The 16,532-nt window shown below is 73.7% G+C and carries 17 protein-coding genes and 1 riboswitch; of the genes, 8 read left to right on the top strand and 9 right to left on the bottom strand.

The window, feature by feature from the left end; genetic code table 11:
- Positions 1-29: 29 nt before the first annotated feature.
- The 7 genes from OHA65_RS12665 to OHA65_RS12635 form a co-directional block, all read right to left on the bottom strand.
- Positions 30-482, bottom strand: coding sequence for a transglycosylase SLT domain-containing protein (locus OHA65_RS12665; RefSeq protein WP_327281485.1), 453 nt, complete (start codon positions 480-482; stop codon positions 30-32).
- A 300-nt stretch (positions 483-782) separates the two neighbouring features.
- Positions 783-1,586, bottom strand: a complete 804-nt coding sequence (locus OHA65_RS12660; protein ID WP_328762618.1) for an ECF transporter S component — start codon at positions 1,584-1,586, stop codon at positions 783-785.
- Positions 1,583-3,496 (bottom strand): ATP-binding cassette domain-containing protein, encoded by a 1,914-nt coding sequence (locus tag OHA65_RS12655; RefSeq protein ID WP_328762616.1) that lies wholly within the window; start codon positions 3,494-3,496, stop codon positions 1,583-1,585. Before OHA65_RS12655 ends, OHA65_RS12660 begins: the two co-directional genes overlap by 4 nt.
- Entirely contained in the window at positions 3,493-4,899 is a 1,407-nt protein-coding gene (locus OHA65_RS12650; protein WP_405755885.1) for an energy-coupling factor transporter transmembrane protein EcfT, read from the bottom strand. Before OHA65_RS12650 ends, OHA65_RS12655 begins: the two co-directional genes overlap by 4 nt.
- Positions 4,896-5,552, bottom strand: a complete 657-nt coding sequence (locus OHA65_RS12645) for an SCO2322 family protein (RefSeq protein WP_327283225.1) — start codon at positions 5,550-5,552, stop codon at positions 4,896-4,898. Before OHA65_RS12645 ends, OHA65_RS12650 begins: the two co-directional genes overlap by 4 nt.
- Complete coding sequence (locus tag OHA65_RS12640) at positions 5,552-6,799, bottom strand: prenyltransferase/squalene oxidase repeat-containing protein (protein WP_405761883.1); 1,248 nt, start codon at positions 6,797-6,799, stop codon at positions 5,552-5,554. The genes OHA65_RS12645 and OHA65_RS12640 overlap by 1 nt, the downstream gene beginning before the upstream one ends.
- Before the next feature lie 134 nt (positions 6,800-6,933).
- Positions 6,934-7,008, bottom strand: a riboswitch (cobalamin riboswitch).
- A gap of 98 nt (positions 7,009-7,106) precedes the next feature.
- Positions 7,107-8,228 (bottom strand): MBL fold metallo-hydrolase, encoded by a 1,122-nt coding sequence (locus OHA65_RS12635; protein ID WP_405761882.1) that lies wholly within the window; start codon positions 8,226-8,228, stop codon positions 7,107-7,109.
- A gap of 217 nt (positions 8,229-8,445) precedes the next feature.
- Between OHA65_RS12635 and OHA65_RS12630 the strand changes: the two genes are divergently transcribed.
- From OHA65_RS12630 to OHA65_RS12620, 3 genes are all read left to right on the top strand, one after another.
- On the top strand, positions 8,446-9,909 hold the full coding sequence (locus OHA65_RS12630) for an aldehyde dehydrogenase (RefSeq protein WP_329313425.1): 1,464 nt from the start codon (positions 8,446-8,448) through the stop codon (positions 9,907-9,909).
- 5 nt (positions 9,910-9,914) lie between these two features.
- A complete protein-coding gene (locus OHA65_RS12625) occupies positions 9,915-10,148 on the top strand; it encodes a ferredoxin (RefSeq protein ID WP_327285633.1) in 234 nt (77 codons plus the stop codon).
- 139 nt (positions 10,149-10,287) lie between these two features.
- Positions 10,288-10,614, top strand: a complete 327-nt coding sequence (locus OHA65_RS12620) for a hypothetical protein (RefSeq protein ID WP_405761881.1) — start codon at positions 10,288-10,290, stop codon at positions 10,612-10,614.
- 50 nt (positions 10,615-10,664) lie between these two features.
- Here OHA65_RS12620 and OHA65_RS12615 read toward each other — a convergent pair whose 3' ends face one another.
- Positions 10,665-11,291 carry a TetR family transcriptional regulator gene (locus tag OHA65_RS12615; RefSeq protein WP_327283220.1) on the bottom strand — a complete coding sequence of 209 codons (627 nt, stop codon included), beginning with the start codon at positions 11,289-11,291 and terminating at the stop codon, positions 10,665-10,667.
- 251 nt (positions 11,292-11,542) lie between these two features.
- Between OHA65_RS12615 and OHA65_RS12610 the strand changes: the two genes are divergently transcribed.
- From OHA65_RS12610 to OHA65_RS12600, 3 genes are all read left to right on the top strand, one after another.
- The gene (locus OHA65_RS12610; RefSeq protein WP_327283219.1) at positions 11,543-12,859 is read left to right on the top strand and encodes a glycosyltransferase family 4 protein; all 1,317 of its coding nucleotides are present in this window, start codon (positions 11,543-11,545) and stop codon (positions 12,857-12,859) included.
- Positions 12,860-12,950: 91 nt separating this feature from the next.
- Positions 12,951-13,685 carry a class I SAM-dependent methyltransferase gene (locus OHA65_RS12605; protein ID WP_327283218.1) on the top strand — a complete coding sequence of 245 codons (735 nt, stop codon included), beginning with the start codon at positions 12,951-12,953 and terminating at the stop codon, positions 13,683-13,685.
- Positions 13,682-14,764 (top strand): prenyltransferase, encoded by a 1,083-nt coding sequence (locus tag OHA65_RS12600; protein WP_327283217.1) that lies wholly within the window; start codon positions 13,682-13,684, stop codon positions 14,762-14,764. The genes OHA65_RS12605 and OHA65_RS12600 overlap by 4 nt, the downstream gene beginning before the upstream one ends.
- Positions 14,765-14,836: 72 nt before the next feature.
- Here OHA65_RS12600 and OHA65_RS12595 read toward each other — a convergent pair whose 3' ends face one another.
- Complete coding sequence (locus OHA65_RS12595) at positions 14,837-15,139, bottom strand: hypothetical protein (RefSeq protein WP_327283216.1); 303 nt, start codon at positions 15,137-15,139, stop codon at positions 14,837-14,839.
- A gap of 133 nt (positions 15,140-15,272) precedes the next feature.
- Here OHA65_RS12595 and OHA65_RS12590 point away from each other — a divergent pair, with 133 nt between their 5' ends.
- Both OHA65_RS12590 and OHA65_RS12585 read left to right on the top strand, forming a co-directional pair.
- A complete protein-coding gene (locus OHA65_RS12590) occupies positions 15,273-15,920 on the top strand; it encodes a hypothetical protein (RefSeq protein ID WP_371646824.1) in 648 nt (215 codons plus the stop codon).
- 146 nt (positions 15,921-16,066) lie between these two features.
- Positions 16,067-16,486 carry a hypothetical protein gene (locus tag OHA65_RS12585; RefSeq protein WP_327283214.1) on the top strand — a complete coding sequence of 140 codons (420 nt, stop codon included), beginning with the start codon at positions 16,067-16,069 and terminating at the stop codon, positions 16,484-16,486.
- Positions 16,487-16,532 lie beyond the last annotated feature (46 nt).

The raw sequence follows: 16,532 nt of genomic DNA, 5'->3' as shown, positions 1-16,532 counted from the left end.
GCTGTGGGGCGCCCGCGGTCACTGGTGGCTTAGTACCAGTGGTTGGCCTGCCAGAAGTTCCAGGCGCCGACCGGGCTGCCGTAGCGGGAGTTCATGTAGTCCAGGCCCCACTTGATCTGGGTGCGGGGGTTGGTCTTCCAGTCGGCGCCGGCCGAGGCCATCTTCGAGCCCGGCAGGGCCTGGGCCAGGCCGTACGCGCCGGAGGAGGCGTTCGTGGCGGTGTGGTTCCAGCCGCTCTCGTGGGAGATGATCTTGTCGAAGGCGGCGAACTGGGCCGGGTCCTTGATCATCTGGTGCGCGATCGCCTTCGCGTCCATCGGGGCCGCCTGGGCGGGCACGGTGGCGAGCATGGTGCCGGCGACGCCCAGGGCGACGATGGAGCCGGCGAGGGTCTTCTTGGAGGCGGCGATGCGGCGGATGACGTTGGACACGGAGGAAACCTTCCGACGGGGACAAGGACTGTCGCGGCATGCCGAAGACATGCGTGAGCCACTCACGCAAAGGAGAGGGGTTCGTCGGGCGAGGGGCGAAGCGCCCCGCCGCCGTGGCGACATCACCAGTTAGCCAGGCCGCCGAGGGCCTGGCAACGACCCCGGTTACTAGCCGCCCTCGCAGCCGCGGGCCCGCGGATCCCCGCCCCGGGTGCTGGCGAACGGCCGCGCAGCCTACTATCGCGGGTCGTATGTGACGTGGGTCCTATGGGGTGAGTCACCGCGAGGGGGGCCGAATGTCACCTTCTGTCATGGTTCGCTACACGAAATGGGGTGTGCGCCGGGCCACTTTCAACCCGAACCGAAGGAAACCGGTGCCTCGAACGCCGCTTTTCGTACCGCCCGCCGCAACGCCTTCAGCAGCGTCCCCCCGATCGCGAGGGTCAGTACGACCGTCAGCACGGCCCGGCCCAGGTCCCAGCCCAACGAGGTCGCCGCGCAGTACGCGGCGAACCGCGCCAGGTTCGCCGCCACCGCGTCCCCCGGACGGAACGAGATGCCCTGGCCCATGCCCTGCAACAGCACCCAGCCCTGCAGGTTCATGACCGTGCCGTACGCGAACGAGCCCACGCACCCGTACGCCGCCAGCATCAGCAGCTCCGCCCGGCCCCGCAGCCGCTCCGCGCCCGGCAGCAGCCCGGCGCCCAGCGAGAACCAGCCCATGGCCAGCATCTGGAACGGCATCCACGGCCCGACCCCGCCCGTCAGTAGCGCGGAGGCGAACATCGTGACCGAGCCCAGGACGAAGCCGAAGCCCGGGCCGAGGACCCGGCCGCTGAGCACCATCAGGAAGAACATCGGCTCCAGACCCGCCGTCCCCGCGCCCAGCGGGCGCAGCGCGGCCCCGACCGCGGCGAGCACACCGAGCATCGCCACCGCCTTGGCGTCCATCCCCTGATCGGCGATGGTCGCGACGACCACCGCGACGAGGAGCGGGAGCAAGCCGGCGAAAAGCCACGGAGCGTCCTGGGAATGGGCGAGTCCGGACTGGCGGTCAGCGAGGAGCGGCCAGCCGAAGGCCGCGATCCCGATGAGCGTCACGAAGATCAGGGCGACGGCCGCGCGGGGGCCGAGGCGCACGGGACGGTGGCTCACGGCGTCGCCCCGTCGCCGGCCGCGGACCCGTCCCCGGCTGCGGCTGCGGCTGCGGCTCCGGTCAGGGTCCCGTCCCCGGTCAGGGTTCCGTCCCCGGCCAGGGCGCGGGCGACCTGGGTCACCGTGAGCCAGTGCCCCGGCGCCAGGACCTTGGCCACCTGCGGCGCGAACGCCGGGGACGACACGACGACCTCGGCGGTCGGGCCGTCCGCGACGATCTCCCCGCCCGCCAGGATCACCACCCGGTGCGCCAGCTCGGCGGCGAGCTCCACATCGTGGGTGGCCAGGACAATGGCGTGCCCGTCGGCGGCCAGCGCCCGCAGGATTTCGATCAGACGGGCCTTGGCCGCGTAATCCAGACCACGGGTCGGCTCGTCGAGCAGCAGCAGGGCGGGCCGGCCGGTGAGTACGAGGGCCAGGGCCAGGGCCAGGCGCTGGCCCTCGGAGAGGTCCCGCGGATGGGTCCCGTCGGGGACGTCGGGCAACAGCTCGCGGACCAGGGCCCGGCAGGTCCCGGCCGGGCGGCCGGCGTCGGCGTCGGCCGCGGCGCACTCGGCGGCCACGGTGTCGGCGTAGAGGAGGTCACGCGGCTCCTGCGGGACCAGGCCGACGCGGCGGACCATCTCCTGCGGGGCGGTGAGGTGGGGGGTGCTGCCGCAGACGGTCACCGAGCCGGTGGTGGGGGCCAGCGTGCCGATGAGGGTGGCGAGGAGGGTGGACTTGCCGGCGCCGTTGCGGCCCATGAGGGCGATGGTCTCGCCGGGGGCCACGCAGAGGTCTATGCCGTGGAGGACCTCGGCGCGGCCGCGGCGGAGGGAGACGGAGGTGAGGCGGGCCACCGGCTCCGCCGGGGTGGTGCCGGTGGCCGTCCCGGGGGTGGGGGTCGGCCCGCTCCGGCGGAGCAGGCGGGACAGGACGCCGGGGCCTGCGGCGCTGCGCGGGGCCTCTTCCCCACCCCGCCCCTTCCCGAACCTGGGGCTCCGCCCCGGACCCCGCGCTTCAAGCGCCGGCGGGGCTGATTCCGCGCCGGGTTCGGGGTGGGGGGTGGTGGGGCCCTGGCTCGGGACCGGTGCTGCGAGCGTTGGCGGGGTCGGTTGCGGTAGGCGGGCGAGGAGGGGGGCGGAACGGCGGCGGGCTTCGCGGACCGACAGGGGGAGCGGGGACCAGCCGGCGAGGCGGCCCAGGGCGACCACCGGGGGGTGGACCGGCGAGACCGCCATGATCGAGGACGGGGAGCCGAGGACCGGAGCCGCGCCCGGGGCCGGCAGGAGCAGCACCCGGTCCGCGTACTGGACCACCCGCTCCAGGCGGTGCTCCGCCATCAGCACGGTGGTGCCCAGGTCGTGCACCAGGCGCTGCAGGACCGCGAGCACCTCCTCCGCGGCCGCCGGGTCCAGCGCCGAGGTGGGCTCGTCCAGGACCAGGACCTTCGGGTGCGGGGTCAGGACCGAGCCGATCGCGACCCGCTGCTGCTGGCCGCCGGAGAGGGTGGAGATGGGGCGGTCGCGCAGTTCGTTCAGGCCGAGCAGGTCAAGGGTCTCCTCGACCCGGCGGCGCATGACGGCCGGGGCCAGGCCGAGCGACTCCATGCCGTAGGCGAGCTCGTCCTCCACCACGTCCGTGACGAAATGGGCGAGCGGATCCTGCCCGACGGTGCCCACGACATCGGCGAGCTCGCGCGGCCGGTGGGTACGGGTGTCGCGGCCCGCGACCGTGACGCGGCCGCGCAGCGTGCCCCCGGTGAAGTGCGGGACCAGGCCGCAGACCGCACCGAGGAGGGTCGACTTGCCGACGCCCGAAGGGCCGACCAGGAGCGTGAGCTCGCCCTCCGGGATGACGAAGTCGGCATCGCGGAGGGTGGGCTGAGCGGCGCCGTCGTACGTGACCGACACCTGCTCGAAGCGGATCACTGAGATGCCTCCTTGGGCGGTACGGGCGCCACGAAGGCGGGGAGCAGGCCGATGAGGATCGCGGCCGCCGGCCACAGCGGGAGCGTGGGCGCCACGAGGGGGACGACACCGGGCAGCAGGGCGTCGGGGTCGACGGCCGCGGCGCGGACGAGGGCGGCGGCGACGGCCGCGCCCGATCCGGCGACCAGCCAGGCGCGCCCGCCCCAGCGGTCGGGCCGGTAGCGGGTCCGGATGCTGCGCCGCCCGCCCAGGCGCAGGCCCGCGAGGGCCATGGCCAGGCCGATGAGCAGGACGGGCAGCCCGTACGCGGCGCCCTCGGCGGCGAGCAGCCCGTACGTGCCCGCACACATGCCGAGCAAGCCGCCGAGGGTGAGGACGTTGGTGGTGTGCCGGACGGCGGGCGGGACCTGTGCGGTACGGCCGTAGCCGCGGGCGTCCATCGAGGCGGCGACGGCGACGGAGCGTTCCAGGGCGCCCTCCAGGACGGGCAGGCCGATCTGGAGGACCGCCTTGATGCCGCCGGTGGGACGGCCGCGCAGACGCCGGGCGGTCCGCAGTCGGGCGACGTCGGCGACCATGTTCGGCGCGAAGGTCATGGCGACGACGACGGCGACACCGGCCTCGTAGAGGGCGGCCGGGAGGGACTTCAGCAACCGGGCCGGGTTGGCGAGGGCGTTCGCGGCGCCGACGCAGACGAGGAGGGCGGCGAGCTTGGCGCCGTCGTAGAAGGCGAAGACGAGCTGCTCGGCGGTGACGCGCCCGCCGACGCGGATGCCCTGGGCCGCCCAGGCGGGGAGGGGGAGCTCGGGGAGCGTGAAGAGGGTGTGGGCGCCGGGGATCGGGGAGCCGAGCAGTACGGAGAAGAAGAGGCGGAGCCCGATGACGAAGAGGCCGAGCTTGAGGAAGGCGCTGTACGAACGGGCCCACGGGGCGGAGGTCCGGCGGGCGGCCACGACGTAACCTGCGACGCCGACGATCAGGCCGAGCAGGAGCGGATTGGTGGTGCGGGAGGCGGCGGTGGCGAGGCCGAGGGCCCACAGCCACCATGCGCCCGCGTGCAGGGCGTTGCCGCGGCGGGCCAGCGGCGCCTTGATCCTTTCGTACGTCGGCCAGGACCCGGTGTCACCCGCCCCGGCCGGACCGGGCCCGGGCGGGGTCGGGTCGCCGGGTGCGGGCCGGTGGGTGCGCACGGTGCCCCGGCCCGCGGCCGGCCGAGCGGCGTCGGCGAGCGCCCCGCCACCCCCCACGTGGCCCTGTGCGGCGGCGTTCGCCGGGCGGGGCGTCGCGGCGGTGGCGGGCTGTGGCGCGTCGGCCCGTGCGGGACCTTCGGTGGTGGTGGGGGCCGCCGGGTGGGGGCCCTCGGTGGAGGCGGCGCGCCGGGGGGCGGGCTGGTCGGGAGTCATCGGCGGCGGCGGGACTGCCAGACTGCCGCCGCGGCGAGGGCGGCCACCGCGGCCAGGCCGGCCAGGAGGCCCGTCGACGGGCCGCCGTCGGCCTTGGGTCCGGCCTGCGCCGACGGCTTCGGCTCCGGCTTCGCTCCGGCGTCCGCGATCTGCTCGCCGCAGCCCTGCTTCGGGTAGCCCGACACCGCGCACAGCAGCGCAGCGCTGTTGTAGCGGAGCGGTTTGGCGGCCTGTGCCAGGGCTTCGGCCGCCGTGGCGTCCGGGGCGACCTGGGCGCAGGCCGTGCGTGGGGTGTCCTGCGGCGGGGCGTCGCCGGCCGGGGCGTCCGCCGGGACGCCGAAGTCGACGACGACCGCGATCCGCTTGCGGCCCTCCACGGCCGGGGTGGACGCGCAGACCGCCGCGAAATCGGCAGCCGCGCGCGGCTTCGCCGCCTCGGCCGCCGCGTCCTGGCTCACCGCGAAGCGGAAGCCCAGCGCCGCGCCGTCGGCCGGGCGGGCCGTCGAGGGGCCCTGCGTGGCGTACTGCCACTGGCCCCCCGTGCCCTCCCAGAACGACCAGTAGCGGTAGCCCGCCGCCAGCGCCGGCGAGGACGCCAGGAGGGTGAGGAGGACACCGAACGCGAGGACCAGCGGGATCGGGCTACGACGCATCAGAGCTGGTTCTTCTTCCGGCGGCCGCTCAGCAGGACGCCGATGCCCATGCCGGCCGCCAGGCCCGCGCCCACGATCCACCAAACGTTCTGGTTCGAGTCCTTCTCGTCCTTCTTCTCGTCCTTGGCCTGCGACGCGGACGCGTCAGCCGTCCGTGCGGCGGGGCCCGTCGCGTTCAGTGCCGTCACCAGGTCCGTGCCGCCGAACGACTTCGGGTCCGTGCCCGTCGCGTGCGCGGCCAGGACCAGGGTGCCGAGGGCCGCCGGGCTGTCCTTGGACCAGTCCGCCGAGTTCGCCTTCAGCCACTCCAGCGCGCCTGCCGCCGACTGCTTGTGCCCGGCCGCGGCCAGGGCGATCACCGCGTCGGCGGTGTTGCCGGTGTCCGCGGTCGGCTGGTCCGCGCCCGGGGTGACGGCCGTGAGGTGACCGTCCTTCTTCAGGGCCTCGGCCAGGTAGCCGGCCGCGCCCTGTGCCGCACCCGCCGGGTCGGCGGAGCCGGCCGGGCAGGCCAGTGCGGCCGCGGGGGTGTCCGTCGCGGCAGGGGCCACGACCGAGCCCTGGGCCAGCCCGGCCAGGACCGCGGCGGCCGTGGCGTCGGCGTTGGCCGCGAGCTTGCCGTCCGCCGGCTGGTACCCGAAGGCGCCCCGGTCGGCGGCCGGCTCGGCGGGGCAGCCCAGCTGGAAGGAGAGCAGGCCCTCGTACGCGGACTTGCCCGCCTTCGACTTCACCTCGGCCGGCTTCTCGCCCGTCGCGGCCAGCGCGCTGATGACGAGGGAGGTGGAGTTGCCCTCGCTCGGGGTGCCGGGGACGAACGCCCAGCCGCCGTCCTCGTTCTGGACGGACTTCAGCCAGTCCACGCCCTTCTTCACCGCCGCGTCCTGGCCTCCCAGCGCCTTCAGCGCCTGCACGGCCATCGCGGTGGCGTTCGTGTCGTACATCGTCTTGTCGTCGCAGGCCGCGGCGGCGTCCGCACGGAACGAGGCGAAGCCGCCGTTCGCGCACTGCTGTCCGGCGAGCCAGGCGACGGCCTCCTCGGCCGGCTTCACGCCGACCGTCTGCTGGGCCAGCAGCGCGAAGGACTGGCGCCACACACCGTCGTACGTCGGGTCCTTCTTGCCGAACAGGCCGGAGGGGATCACCGGGGCCGGCGGGGCCGACGGGGACGGTGCGGCGAGGGCTGCGGGGGCGGCGCCCACGCAGAGCACGGCGGAGGCGGCGAGCGCGGCGGCGCTGCGACGGACGTTCATGGGGGCGGGTGCCTCTCGTGCTGGGGGGCCGGGAGGCAGGCGCGCACAGGGCACCGGGCTCCGGCCCCGTTAACCTCGACGGTGCCGGCCGCCGGGGCTCCGGCGGCGCGAGCCGCGCACCTCGCGTACGGGGCGGTCCGGCTTGCCGCCCGGGCGGGGCCGGGGCGGGTCACGGTTGCGGGTCAGCGCCGGAATCGCACCGGCTTCCCCCCGTACGGAAGGGTGGACGACGGGTTCACTGTACCGGCCCGTAGGAGTCCGGAAGGGTGGCGCCAGACCTTGGCGCCCCTTACCGACGGGCCCGCCGTCACAGGGCGCGGTACGTGACCGGGTCGCTGCCCGGGACCGCCTCGGCCCGGCCCTGCTTCACCAGCCGCCGCAGATGCGCTTCTGCCTCCGAGACGGCGATGTTGCGGGAGCCGTACGGGATCTGCTCCCAGGGACGGTTCCACTCCATGCGTTCCGCCAGCGCCCACGGGGTCAGCGGTTCGGCCAGCAGCTCCCACAGTCCGGTCAGCCGTTCCTCGTGGTGGCGCAGCAGTTCCCGTACGCGGGCGGGGGCGTCGGTGAAGGCGTGCTGGTGCGCCGGGAGGACCTCGGCGGGGCCGAGGCGGCCGATGCGTTCGAGAGAGTCGAGGTAGTCGCCGAGGGGGTCGGTGACCCGGGTGATTCCGTTCTCGTCGGGAGCCTCGTAGAGACCGATGTGCGGGGAGATCCCGGGCAGCAGGTGGTCCCCGGAGAAGAGGCGGCCGTTGCCGGGGAGGTTCGCCGGGTGCTGTTCCTCCAGGTGCAGGCAGACGTGGCCGGGGGTGTGCCCGGGGGTCCAGATGGCGCGGAGCCGGCGCCCGGCGAGGGGGAGCAGCTCGCCGGGGACGATCTCCCGGTCGGGGACGGCGGCCCGCAGCCCGGGCAGGTGGGGGCCCCTCCCGTGCCGAACGCCATGGGGGAGCATGCGGCCGCTCGCGCGGGCGCGCAGCGGTGCGACGTGCTCCTCGGGTGCTCCGGCGGCGGCGAGCTTCCCGCTCATGTAGTCGAACCAGACGCCGGGCTCGGCGGACCGGGTCCGTACGACGACCTCGGTGTCGGCGGCGTGCATGGCGATCCAGGCGCCGGAGGCCTCGCGGACGCGGCCGGACAGGCCGTGGTGGTCGGGGTGGTGGTGGGTGATGACCACGCCGTGGACGTCGGCGACGGCGATGCCGAGTGCGGCGAGGCCGGCGACGAGGGTGTCCCAGGACTGCGGGTCGTCCCAGCCGGTGTCGATGAGGACGGGGCCGCGGTCGGTGTCGAGGACGTGGACGAGGGTGTGGCCGAGCGGGTTGTCGGGGATCGGGACCTTGATGCCGCGGACGCCGCCGCCGTGGTCGGTGACGTGCGGGGTGAGCGGGGGTGTGGTCGGGGGTGTGGTCGGATGCGTGTCCTGCGGCATGGGGGCTCCCTGTCCGGGCCTGGCCGCCGCGTCCGCGCCGCCCGGCCCACTCATACGAGAACGTGTTGCAGTAGTCGCCCAAGTCGACCATCTGCGGCCCGTCCTGACTAGTCGTAACCGCCCGTTGGATCTTCCGGGTCGTTCCGTCCTGGCCGTGGACTCCTGGAACTAGAACTGGTATCAGTTCGGGAACGCCAAGCCGCAGGAGGCAGCAGCCATGACCGAGCTCGTGGAACACGGACACCTGTTCATCGGCGGGGAGTGGACGGATCCGCTGGGCACCGACACGATCGAGATCGTCTCCCCCCACACCGAGCAGGTCATCGGCAGCGTCCCGCACGCCTCCCGCGCGGACGTGGACCGCGCCGTCGCCGTGGCGCGCAAGGCCTTCGACGAGGGGCCCTGGCCCAGGGCGTCCCTGGACGAGCGGATCGCCGTCGTCACCCGGATCAAGGACGCGATCGCCGTCCGGCACGAGGAGATCGCCCGGTCGATCAGCTCGCAGAACGGCTCCCCGTACTCCTGGAGCGTCCTCGCGCAGGCACTCGGCCCGATGATGGTCTACGACGCCGCGATCCAGGTCGCGCGCGCCTACCCGTACGAGGAGCGCCGCCAGGGAGCGCTCGGCCCGATCCTGGTGCGCCGGGAGCCGGTGGGCGTGGTCGCGGCCGTCATCCCCTGGAACGTGCCGCAGTTCGTGGCCGCAGCCAAGCTCGCCCCCGCGCTGCTGACCGGGTCGACGGTGATCCTCAAGCCGTCCCCCGAGTCGCCGCTGGACTCGTACATCCTCGCCGACATCGCCCGGGAGGCCGGGCTGCCGGAAGGCGTGCTGTCGATCCTGCCCGCCGACCGGGAGGTCAGCGAGTACCTGGTCGGCCACCCCGGCGTCGACAAGGTGGCCTTCACCGGCTCCGTCGCCGCCGGCCGGCGCGTGATGGAGGTCGCCGCCCGCAACCTGACCCGGGTCACGCTCGAACTCGGCGGCAAGTCCGCCGCCGTGATCCTCCCGGACGCCGACCTCGACACCACCATCGCCGGGATCGTCCCTGCGGCCTGGATGAACAACGGGCAGGCCTGCGTGGCCCAGACCCGCGTCCTCGCGCCGCGCAGCCGCTACGAGGAGGTCGCCGAGGCCCTCGCGGCCGCGGCCGGCGCGCTCGTGGTCGGCGACCCGCTGGACCCGTCGACGCAACTCGGGCCGCTGGTCGCCCAGCGGCAGCAGCAGCGGTCGCTGGACTACATCCGGATCGGTCAGGAGGAGGGCGCGAAGGTCCTGGCGGGCGGCGGCCGCCCGGCGGGCCTGGAACAGGGCTGGTACGTGGAGCCGACGCTCTTCGGGGACGTGGACAACTCGATGCGGATCGCCCGCGAGGAGATCTTCGGACCGGTCGTCTGCCTGATCCCGTACGGGGACGAGGCGGAAGCGGTACGGGTCGCCAACGACTCGGAGTTCGGCCTGAGCGGCAGCGTCTGGACCGCGGACGTCGAGCACGGCATCGACTTCGCCCGGCAGGTGCGGACCGGCACCTTCAACGTGAACACCTTCAGCCTGGACATGCTGGGGCCCTTCGGCGGCTACAAGAACAGCGGCGTGGGACGGGAGTTCGGGCCCGAGGGGCTGAGCGAGTACCTGGAGCACAAGATGATCCACCTGCCGGCGGGCTACGCGGCGGGTGCGTGAACGGCATGGGCGACCGGTGGCACGTGGAGGTGGACCGGGGCGTCTGCATCGGCTCGGGGATGTGCGTGAACCACGCACCGGAGGGCTTCGCACTGGACTCGGCGCGCCAGTCGCATCCGCGGGATCCCGAGACGGACGCGAACGAGCCGGTCCTGACGGCGGCGGAGGGCTGCCCGGTGGAAGCCATCCTGATCACCCTGGCGGGCACGGGGGAGGCGGTGTTCCCGCCGGAGGAGTGAGGGGCGGGGCGGCCGGGCCGGCCGGTGTCGGCGCGGGGTCCGGGGCCGGTCCGGGTCCGGTCGACAGGGGGAGGCGGGGGAGGGTCGTGGGCAGGGAGGCAGATGACCCCTGGCCGCACCTTCAGGGGAAGGCGAAACCATGAACGGACCCGGCCGACCGGCCCTGGTCGGAGCCCTCGTCCTCTCCTTGGCCGGAGTCTTCCCGGCCGCCCGCGCACTGGCGGCCCCTCCTGCGTCGGCGACCAGCACGTGCTACCAGCACACGGAGTGCACCGGGGGCGCGGGCACCTCCACGGACCAGAGCCAGGACCAGTACGGGAAGGGCTTCCGGCAAGGACTCAAGGACAACCTTGAGTCCTGCAAGAAGACCCAGCCGCAGCACCTCACGCAACCGGACCCGAACTGGCAGGCCGGCTACGACAAGGGCGCCGAGACCGCGCTCAACAGCAAGCGCTGCGCGGCCTGACGCCCCGAGGGCTGCGGGGCCCTACCGGCGCGCGGTGCCAACTGCCCGGTTCAGGCCTTTTCTCGTGGCGTCGTCAGGTCGATGAGGCGGCAGACCGTTTCGATGTCGATCTTCACCTGGGCGATCGAGGCGCGGCCCGAGAGCCAGGTGATCAGCGCCGAGTGCCAGGTGTGCTCGATCACCCGCACCGCGGAGAGCTGTTCCGCCGTCGGCGGGGCGTCCAGGCCCATCGCGTCCAGGATGATCGCCGTGGTCAGCCGGGACACCGTGTCCACCTCGGGGCTCACGCTCCGGTCCGCGAACGTCAGCGCGCGGACCATGGCGTCGGCCAGGTGCGGCTCCCGCTGGAGCGCGCGGAAGGCCCGCATCAGGGTTTCCGACACGCGGGCCGCCGGGTCCTCGCCCGCCGGGGGCCGTTTGCGGAGCGTCGTGTGCATGTGCTGGAGCTGGTCCTGCATCGTGGCGACGAGGAGGTGCACCTTGGACGGGAAGTACCGGTACAGGGTGCCCAGCGCGACCCCGGCCGCCTCGGCCACCTCCCGCATCTGGACGGCGTCGAAACCGCCCCGGCTGGCCAGCTGGGCGCTGGCGTGCAGGATCCGGCGGCGGCGCGCCTCCTGGCGCTCCGTCAGGGGAGGGGACGCCGTCGTGGCGACGGCTTTCGCATCCGCTGTCATCTGTCCCGTTCCATGGCGTTCCGTGTCGTTGCGGTGCTGATTTCCGGGCCGTTCGTGTCGTGACTTCGACGGTGATCGACAGTCAGCATGGCAGGCGTCCGAGCCGTGGCGCGAATCACCTGCTCCGCCTCTTACGGTGTGGTTTCCGGCCGGTAGATTCAATGGTCTTCGACGGATCAAGTCTGAAACTTGTTCTACATTATGCGAGCGGTTACGCTCCGGCGAAAGTTGCAGGGATAAGGGGGCCGAGAGTGACCGCTGAGGCCATGGTGACGAGCCCTTTCGTGGGTTCCGCCACCGACGGCGACCGCCCGTTGCGCATCGCACTCCTCACCTATAAGGGGAACCCGTTCTGCGGCGGTCAGGGCGTCTACGTCCGGCACCTCTCGCGGGAGCTCGTGAGGCTGGGACATTCCGTCGAGGTCATCGGCGCGCAGCCGTACCCGGTCCTCGACACCGGTGCCACGCTGACCGAGCTGCCGAGCCTCGACCTGTACCGGCAGCCCGACCCGTTCCGCACCCCGAAGCGCGACGAGTACCGGGACTGGATCGACGCGCTGGAAGTCGCCACCATGTGGACCGGCGGATTCCCCGAGCCGCTGACCTTCTCGCTGCGGGCCCGGCGCCACCTCGCCGCCCGCGCGGGCGAGTTCGACGTCATCCACGACAACCAGACCCTCGGCTACGGCCTGCTGGCCGACCTCGGCGCGCCGCTGGTCACCACCATCCACCACCCCATCACCGTCGACCGGCAGCTGGACCTCGATGCCGCCCACGACCGCAAGAAGCGGCTCTCCGTGCGCCGCTGGTACGGCTTCACGCGGATGCAGGGGCGGGTCGCCCGCCGGCTGCCCTCCGTGCTGACCGTCTCCGGATCCTCCAAGCAGGAGATCGCCGAGCACCTGGGCGTGCGCGACGAGCGCATCCACGTCGTCCACATCGGCGCCGACACCGACCTGTGGTCGCCCGACGCGTCCGTGGCCGAGGTACCGGGGCGGATCGTCACGACCTCCAGCGCCGACGTCCCCCTCAAGGGCCTCGTGCACCTCGTCGAGGCGCTCGCGAAGCTGCGGACCGAGCAGCCCGACGCACACCTCGTCGTGGTCGGCAAGCGCGCCGAACAGGGGCCGGTCGCCCGCGCGATCGAGAAGTACGACCTCCAGGGCGCGGTGCGCTTCGTCAAGGGCATCACCGACGCCGAACTCGTGGACCTGGTGCGCAGCGCGCAGATCGCCTGCGTGCCCTCGCTGTACGAGGGCTTCTCGCTGCCCGCCGCCGAGGCCATGGCCACCGGCACCCCGCTGGTCGCCACCACCGGCGGTGCCATCCCCGAGGTCGCGGGCCCCGACGGCGAGACCTGCCTCGCGGTGCCGCCCGGTGATGCGGGTGCGCTGTCCGCCGCGCTGGGCCGGCTGCTGGGCGACCCGCAGCTGCGGGCGCGCCTCGGCGCGGCCGGACGCGAGCGGGTGCTGTCCCGGTTCACGTGGGCCAGAGCCGCCGAGGGCACCGCCGCGCACTACCGCGCCGCGATCGAGCGCGCGGCCGGCCGTACCCGCAGCGCGCGGTGACCTTCCGCCCCATGACGTTTCCCCGGCACCTCCGCCACCCGCTCCACCACCCCCATCCTCTCCACCCCCGCGACCGCGAAGGCAGGACCCCGTGCTGACCGTCGATTTCTCCCGGTTCCCGCTCGCCGCAGGCGACCGCGTGCTCGATCTGGGCTGCGGCGCCGGCCGGCACGCCTTCGAGTGCTACCGGCGCGGCGCCCAGGTGGTCGCAGTCGACCGCAACGGCGAGGAGATCCGCGAGGTCGCCAAGTGGTTCGCGGCCATGAAGGAGGCCGGTGAGGCCCCGGCCGGCGCCACCGCCACCGCAATGGAGGGCGACGCGCTGGCCCTGCCCTTCCCCGACGACTCCTTCGACGTCGTCATCATCTCCGAGGTGATGGAGCACATCCCCGACGACAAGGGCGTGCTCGCGGAGATGGTTCGCGTCCTCAAGCCGGGCGGCCGCATCGCCATCACCGTGCCGCGCTACGGCCCGGAAAAGATCTGCTGGGCGCTGAGCGACGCCTACCACGAGGTCGAGGGCGGTCACATCCGCATCTACAAGGCCGACGAGCTGCTCGGGAAGATGGCGGCCGCCGGCCTCAAGACGTACGGCACCCACCACGCCCACGGGCTGCACTCCCCGTACTGGTGGCTCAAGTGCGCGTTCGGCGTCGACAACGACAAGGCGCTGCCGGTGAAGGCGTACCACAAGCTCCTGGTCTGGGACATCATGAAGAAGCCCCTCGCGACGCGGCTCGCGGAGCAGGCGCTCAACCCGGTCATCGGCAAGAGCTTCGTGGCGTACGCGACGAAGCCGCACCTTCCCGTCGGCGCGGCGAAGTGAGCTCCCCCGGGCGCACCGAACGCCTGGTCCTGGACGGGGTGCTGACCGCGCAGGAGGCCGCCGGCACGGTGGCCGGCATCCTCGCCGCGCAGCGCTCCGACGGGGCCATCCCGTGGTTCCGCGGGCACCACCTCGACCCGTGGGACCACACCGAGGCCGCGATGGCCCTGGACGCGGCGGGCGAGCACGAGGCGGCGGAGCGGGCCTACGACTGGCTGGCCCGGCACCAGAACGCCGACGGCTCCTGGTTCGCGGCGTACGCCGACCGGCCGGACGGGGTGGACACCGCCGAGCCGCAGGACGCGAGCCGGGAGTCCAACTTCGTCGCGTACATAGCCGTCGGCGTCTGGCACCACTACCTGGCCACCGGCGACGACCCGTTCCTGGACCGCATGTGGCCCGTCGTCTACGCGGCGACCGAGTTCGTCCTCGGCCTGCAGCAGCCGGGCGGCGAGATCGGCTGGAAGCGCGAGGCCGACGGCACGCCCGTCACGGACGCGCTGCTCACCGGCTCCTCCTCGATCCACCAGGCACTGCGGTGCGCGCTGGCGATCGCCGAGCACCGTGAGGAGCCGCAGCCGGACTGGGAGCTGGCGGCGGGCTCCCTCGGGCACGCGATCCGGCGGCATCCGGAGCGTTTCCTGGACAAGTCCCGCTACTCGATGGACTGGTACTACCCGGTGCTGGGCGGTGCGCTCACCGGCGCGGAGGCGAAGGCGCGGATCGAGGAGCGCTGGGAGGAGTTCGTCGTCCCGGGCCTCGGCGTGCGCTGCGTCCTGCCGAACCCGTGGGTGACGGGCGGGGAGTCCTGCGAGCTCGCGCTCGCCCTGTGGGCGATGGGCGAGTCGGACCGGGCGCTGGACATCCTGCGGTCCATCACGCACATGCGGGCGGACAACGGCATGTACTGGACGGGCTACGTCTTCGAGGACGAGGCGGTGTGGCCGGTCGAGCAGACGACCTGGACGGCCGGGTCGCTGCTGCTCGCCGTGGCCGCGCTGGGTGGGGACGAGGCCACCGGGGCGGTGTTCGGGGGGCTGGAGCTGCCGTCCGGACTGGAGCCGGACTGCTGCCGTTAGCCCGCGCAGGGCCGGACGGACGAGAGTGGGGCAGGCCGCCGGGGAGGCGGCCTGCCCGTACGTGGCTCGCGGTCAGCGGCGGTAGAGCCGGCCCGCGATGAGGTGGCCCAGGACGAGGTACGCCACGGCCGCCACGCCGTAGCCCACCACCACCTGGACCCATTCCCGGTCGAACGTGAACAGGTCGTAGGACCAGCCGGCCAGCCAGCTCGCGGCGTCGTGGATGAACTCCACCAGGCCGTTGCCCCGGTTGGCTTCGAGGAAGTAGAGCAGGATCCACAGGCCGATCGTGAAGGCCAGCACGTCCGCCACCGCGGCGACGACCCGGCCGGCTTGAACGCCTCCGCGGGCGTGTACTCCGGTGTGTGTGCGCATGCAGCGCGTCTTGCCCCGTCGGGGTGAAGCAAACCCGAATGGGTCATCCAAGTGGCGCAGTGCCGGGGCCCGGGTGACGCTGCGGGAGACACCTCACTCCCCGGAGGCTCACGTGTCCATACCCAGCGTGTCCATACCCAGTACGACCCGATTCCGACGCGCCTTCACCGCCCTGCTCGTGTCCGGCGCGCTGCTCGCCGGCGCCACCGCCTGCGGCAGCGAAGGCGGCGGCAGGGGCCGGGGCGAGGACGCGGCCCTGTCCGTGCCCGCGGCGCCGGCCGTCGAAGTGGCGGCGCCCGAAGCGTGGCAGGCGGCGGAAGCGGCGGAGGTCGCGGCCCTCGCCGAGCCCACGCCCACCACCAGCGCGGAGAAGCAGAAGTTCGCCAAGACGCGCTTCGTCGCCAACGCGGGGCTCGCGGCCGGGGCGACCTACCAGTGGATCATCAAGCCGTACCGTGCGGGCAAGTTCAAGAAGGGCGCCAAGGGCCGTACGTTCGCGCTCATCAAGGCGGGCCTCGCGGGCGCGTTCGCGTACAACCGGCTGAAGGCGGCGGCGGACAACGCCAAGGGCGACCCGCTGCTGTCGAAGGCGATGGTGCCGCTGACGGCGGGCATCGCGTCCCTCAAGGGGCTGGGCTCGAAGCTGCGCGCGGGTAGCGCGGGCGATGCCGACATCGGCTCCTTCGAGGACGTCATCAACGGGGTCAAGGGCGCCGGCAAGAGCGCGGGCGCCACGGTGACCGACAGGGTTCCGAGCGTCTCCCAGCTGAGCGGCGGGTAGACCTCCGGATCCAGGCCGGGCGGGCCGGGTAGGTCGGCAACCCGGGTGGGCCGGGCAGGTCGCCGGGCCGGACGGGCAGCGTCGCCCGTCCGGCCTGCCGCTGCCCTGCCGGGGCCGCCCGCCCGCCCGGCTGTTTCAATGGGCGGATGATCGAATTCCTGGTGGTCGCGGCCGCCGCCGTCGGGGCCGGGTGGCTGGTGCGGCGCAAGCAGCGCCAGCGGGTCGCCGCCGGGTCACCGCAGGGGATCCCGTGCATGGTGCGGCACCCGGCCGGCGCGGGCCGCTGGCGGATGGGCCGGGTGTTCACCGGCCCCGGCGGGGTGCGCTGGGTGCCCCGGCGCGGTGAGCCCGTTGCGCTGCCCGGCGGCCTGGCGACCGGGGTGCGGGCGCCGTCCGTGAAGGAGGGGATCTCCATCAACCCCGGATCGCGGATCGTGGCCTGCACGTACGGGAGCGGCGAGGGCGGCGCGGCCGGCGGGACCATCGAGATCGCGGTGATGCCGCTGGACCTGCGGGAACTGCTGGCGGCCGTGCCGCCGCCGGACGCGGACGAACCGTCGCCCTGACACGCGGGGAGCCCCGGTCGCCGGGAGTGCGCGGTGACCGGGGCTC

Source organism: Streptomyces sp. NBC_00045 (genome assembly GCF_045041095.1).
Lineage (GTDB): Bacteria > Actinomycetota > Actinomycetes > Streptomycetales > Streptomycetaceae > Streptomyces.
The sequence above is the reverse complement of the archived record's forward strand: the minus strand, read 5'-3'. Positions and strand labels throughout refer to the sequence as shown.

What these genes read in the sequence shown, in the direction of transcription:
- OHA65_RS12645 (WP_327283225.1), bottom strand. Translation starts at nt 5,552, where the DNA reads ATGCGTCGTAGCCCGATCCCGCTGGTCCTCGCGTTCGGTGTCCTCCTC.
- OHA65_RS12630 (WP_329313425.1), top strand. Translation starts at nt 8,446, where the DNA reads ATGACCGAGCTCGTGGAACACGGACACCTGTTCATCGGCGGGGAGTGG.
- OHA65_RS12650 (WP_405755885.1), bottom strand. Translation starts at nt 4,899, where the DNA reads ATGACTCCCGACCAGCCCGCCCCCCGGCGCGCCGCCTCCACCGAGGGC.
- OHA65_RS12620 (WP_405761881.1), top strand. Translation starts at nt 10,288, where the DNA reads ATGAACGGACCCGGCCGACCGGCCCTGGTCGGAGCCCTCGTCCTCTCC.
- OHA65_RS12635 (WP_405761882.1), bottom strand. Translation starts at nt 8,228, where the DNA reads ATGCCGCAGGACACGCATCCGACCACACCCCCGACCACACCCCCGCTC.
- OHA65_RS12665 (WP_327281485.1), bottom strand. Translation starts at nt 482, where the DNA reads ATGTCTTCGGCATGCCGCGACAGTCCTTGTCCCCGTCGGAAGGTTTCC.
- OHA65_RS12640 (WP_405761883.1), bottom strand. Translation starts at nt 6,799, where the DNA reads ATGAACGTCCGTCGCAGCGCCGCCGCGCTCGCCGCCTCCGCCGTGCTC.
- OHA65_RS12625 (WP_327285633.1), top strand. Translation starts at nt 9,915, where the DNA reads ATGGGCGACCGGTGGCACGTGGAGGTGGACCGGGGCGTCTGCATCGGC.
- OHA65_RS12585 (WP_327283214.1), top strand. Translation starts at nt 16,067, where the DNA reads ATGATCGAATTCCTGGTGGTCGCGGCCGCCGCCGTCGGGGCCGGGTGG.
- OHA65_RS12595 (WP_327283216.1), bottom strand. Translation starts at nt 15,139, where the DNA reads ATGCGCACACACACCGGAGTACACGCCCGCGGAGGCGTTCAAGCCGGC.
- OHA65_RS12615 (WP_327283220.1), bottom strand. Translation starts at nt 11,291, where the DNA reads ATGACAGCGGATGCGAAAGCCGTCGCCACGACGGCGTCCCCTCCCCTG.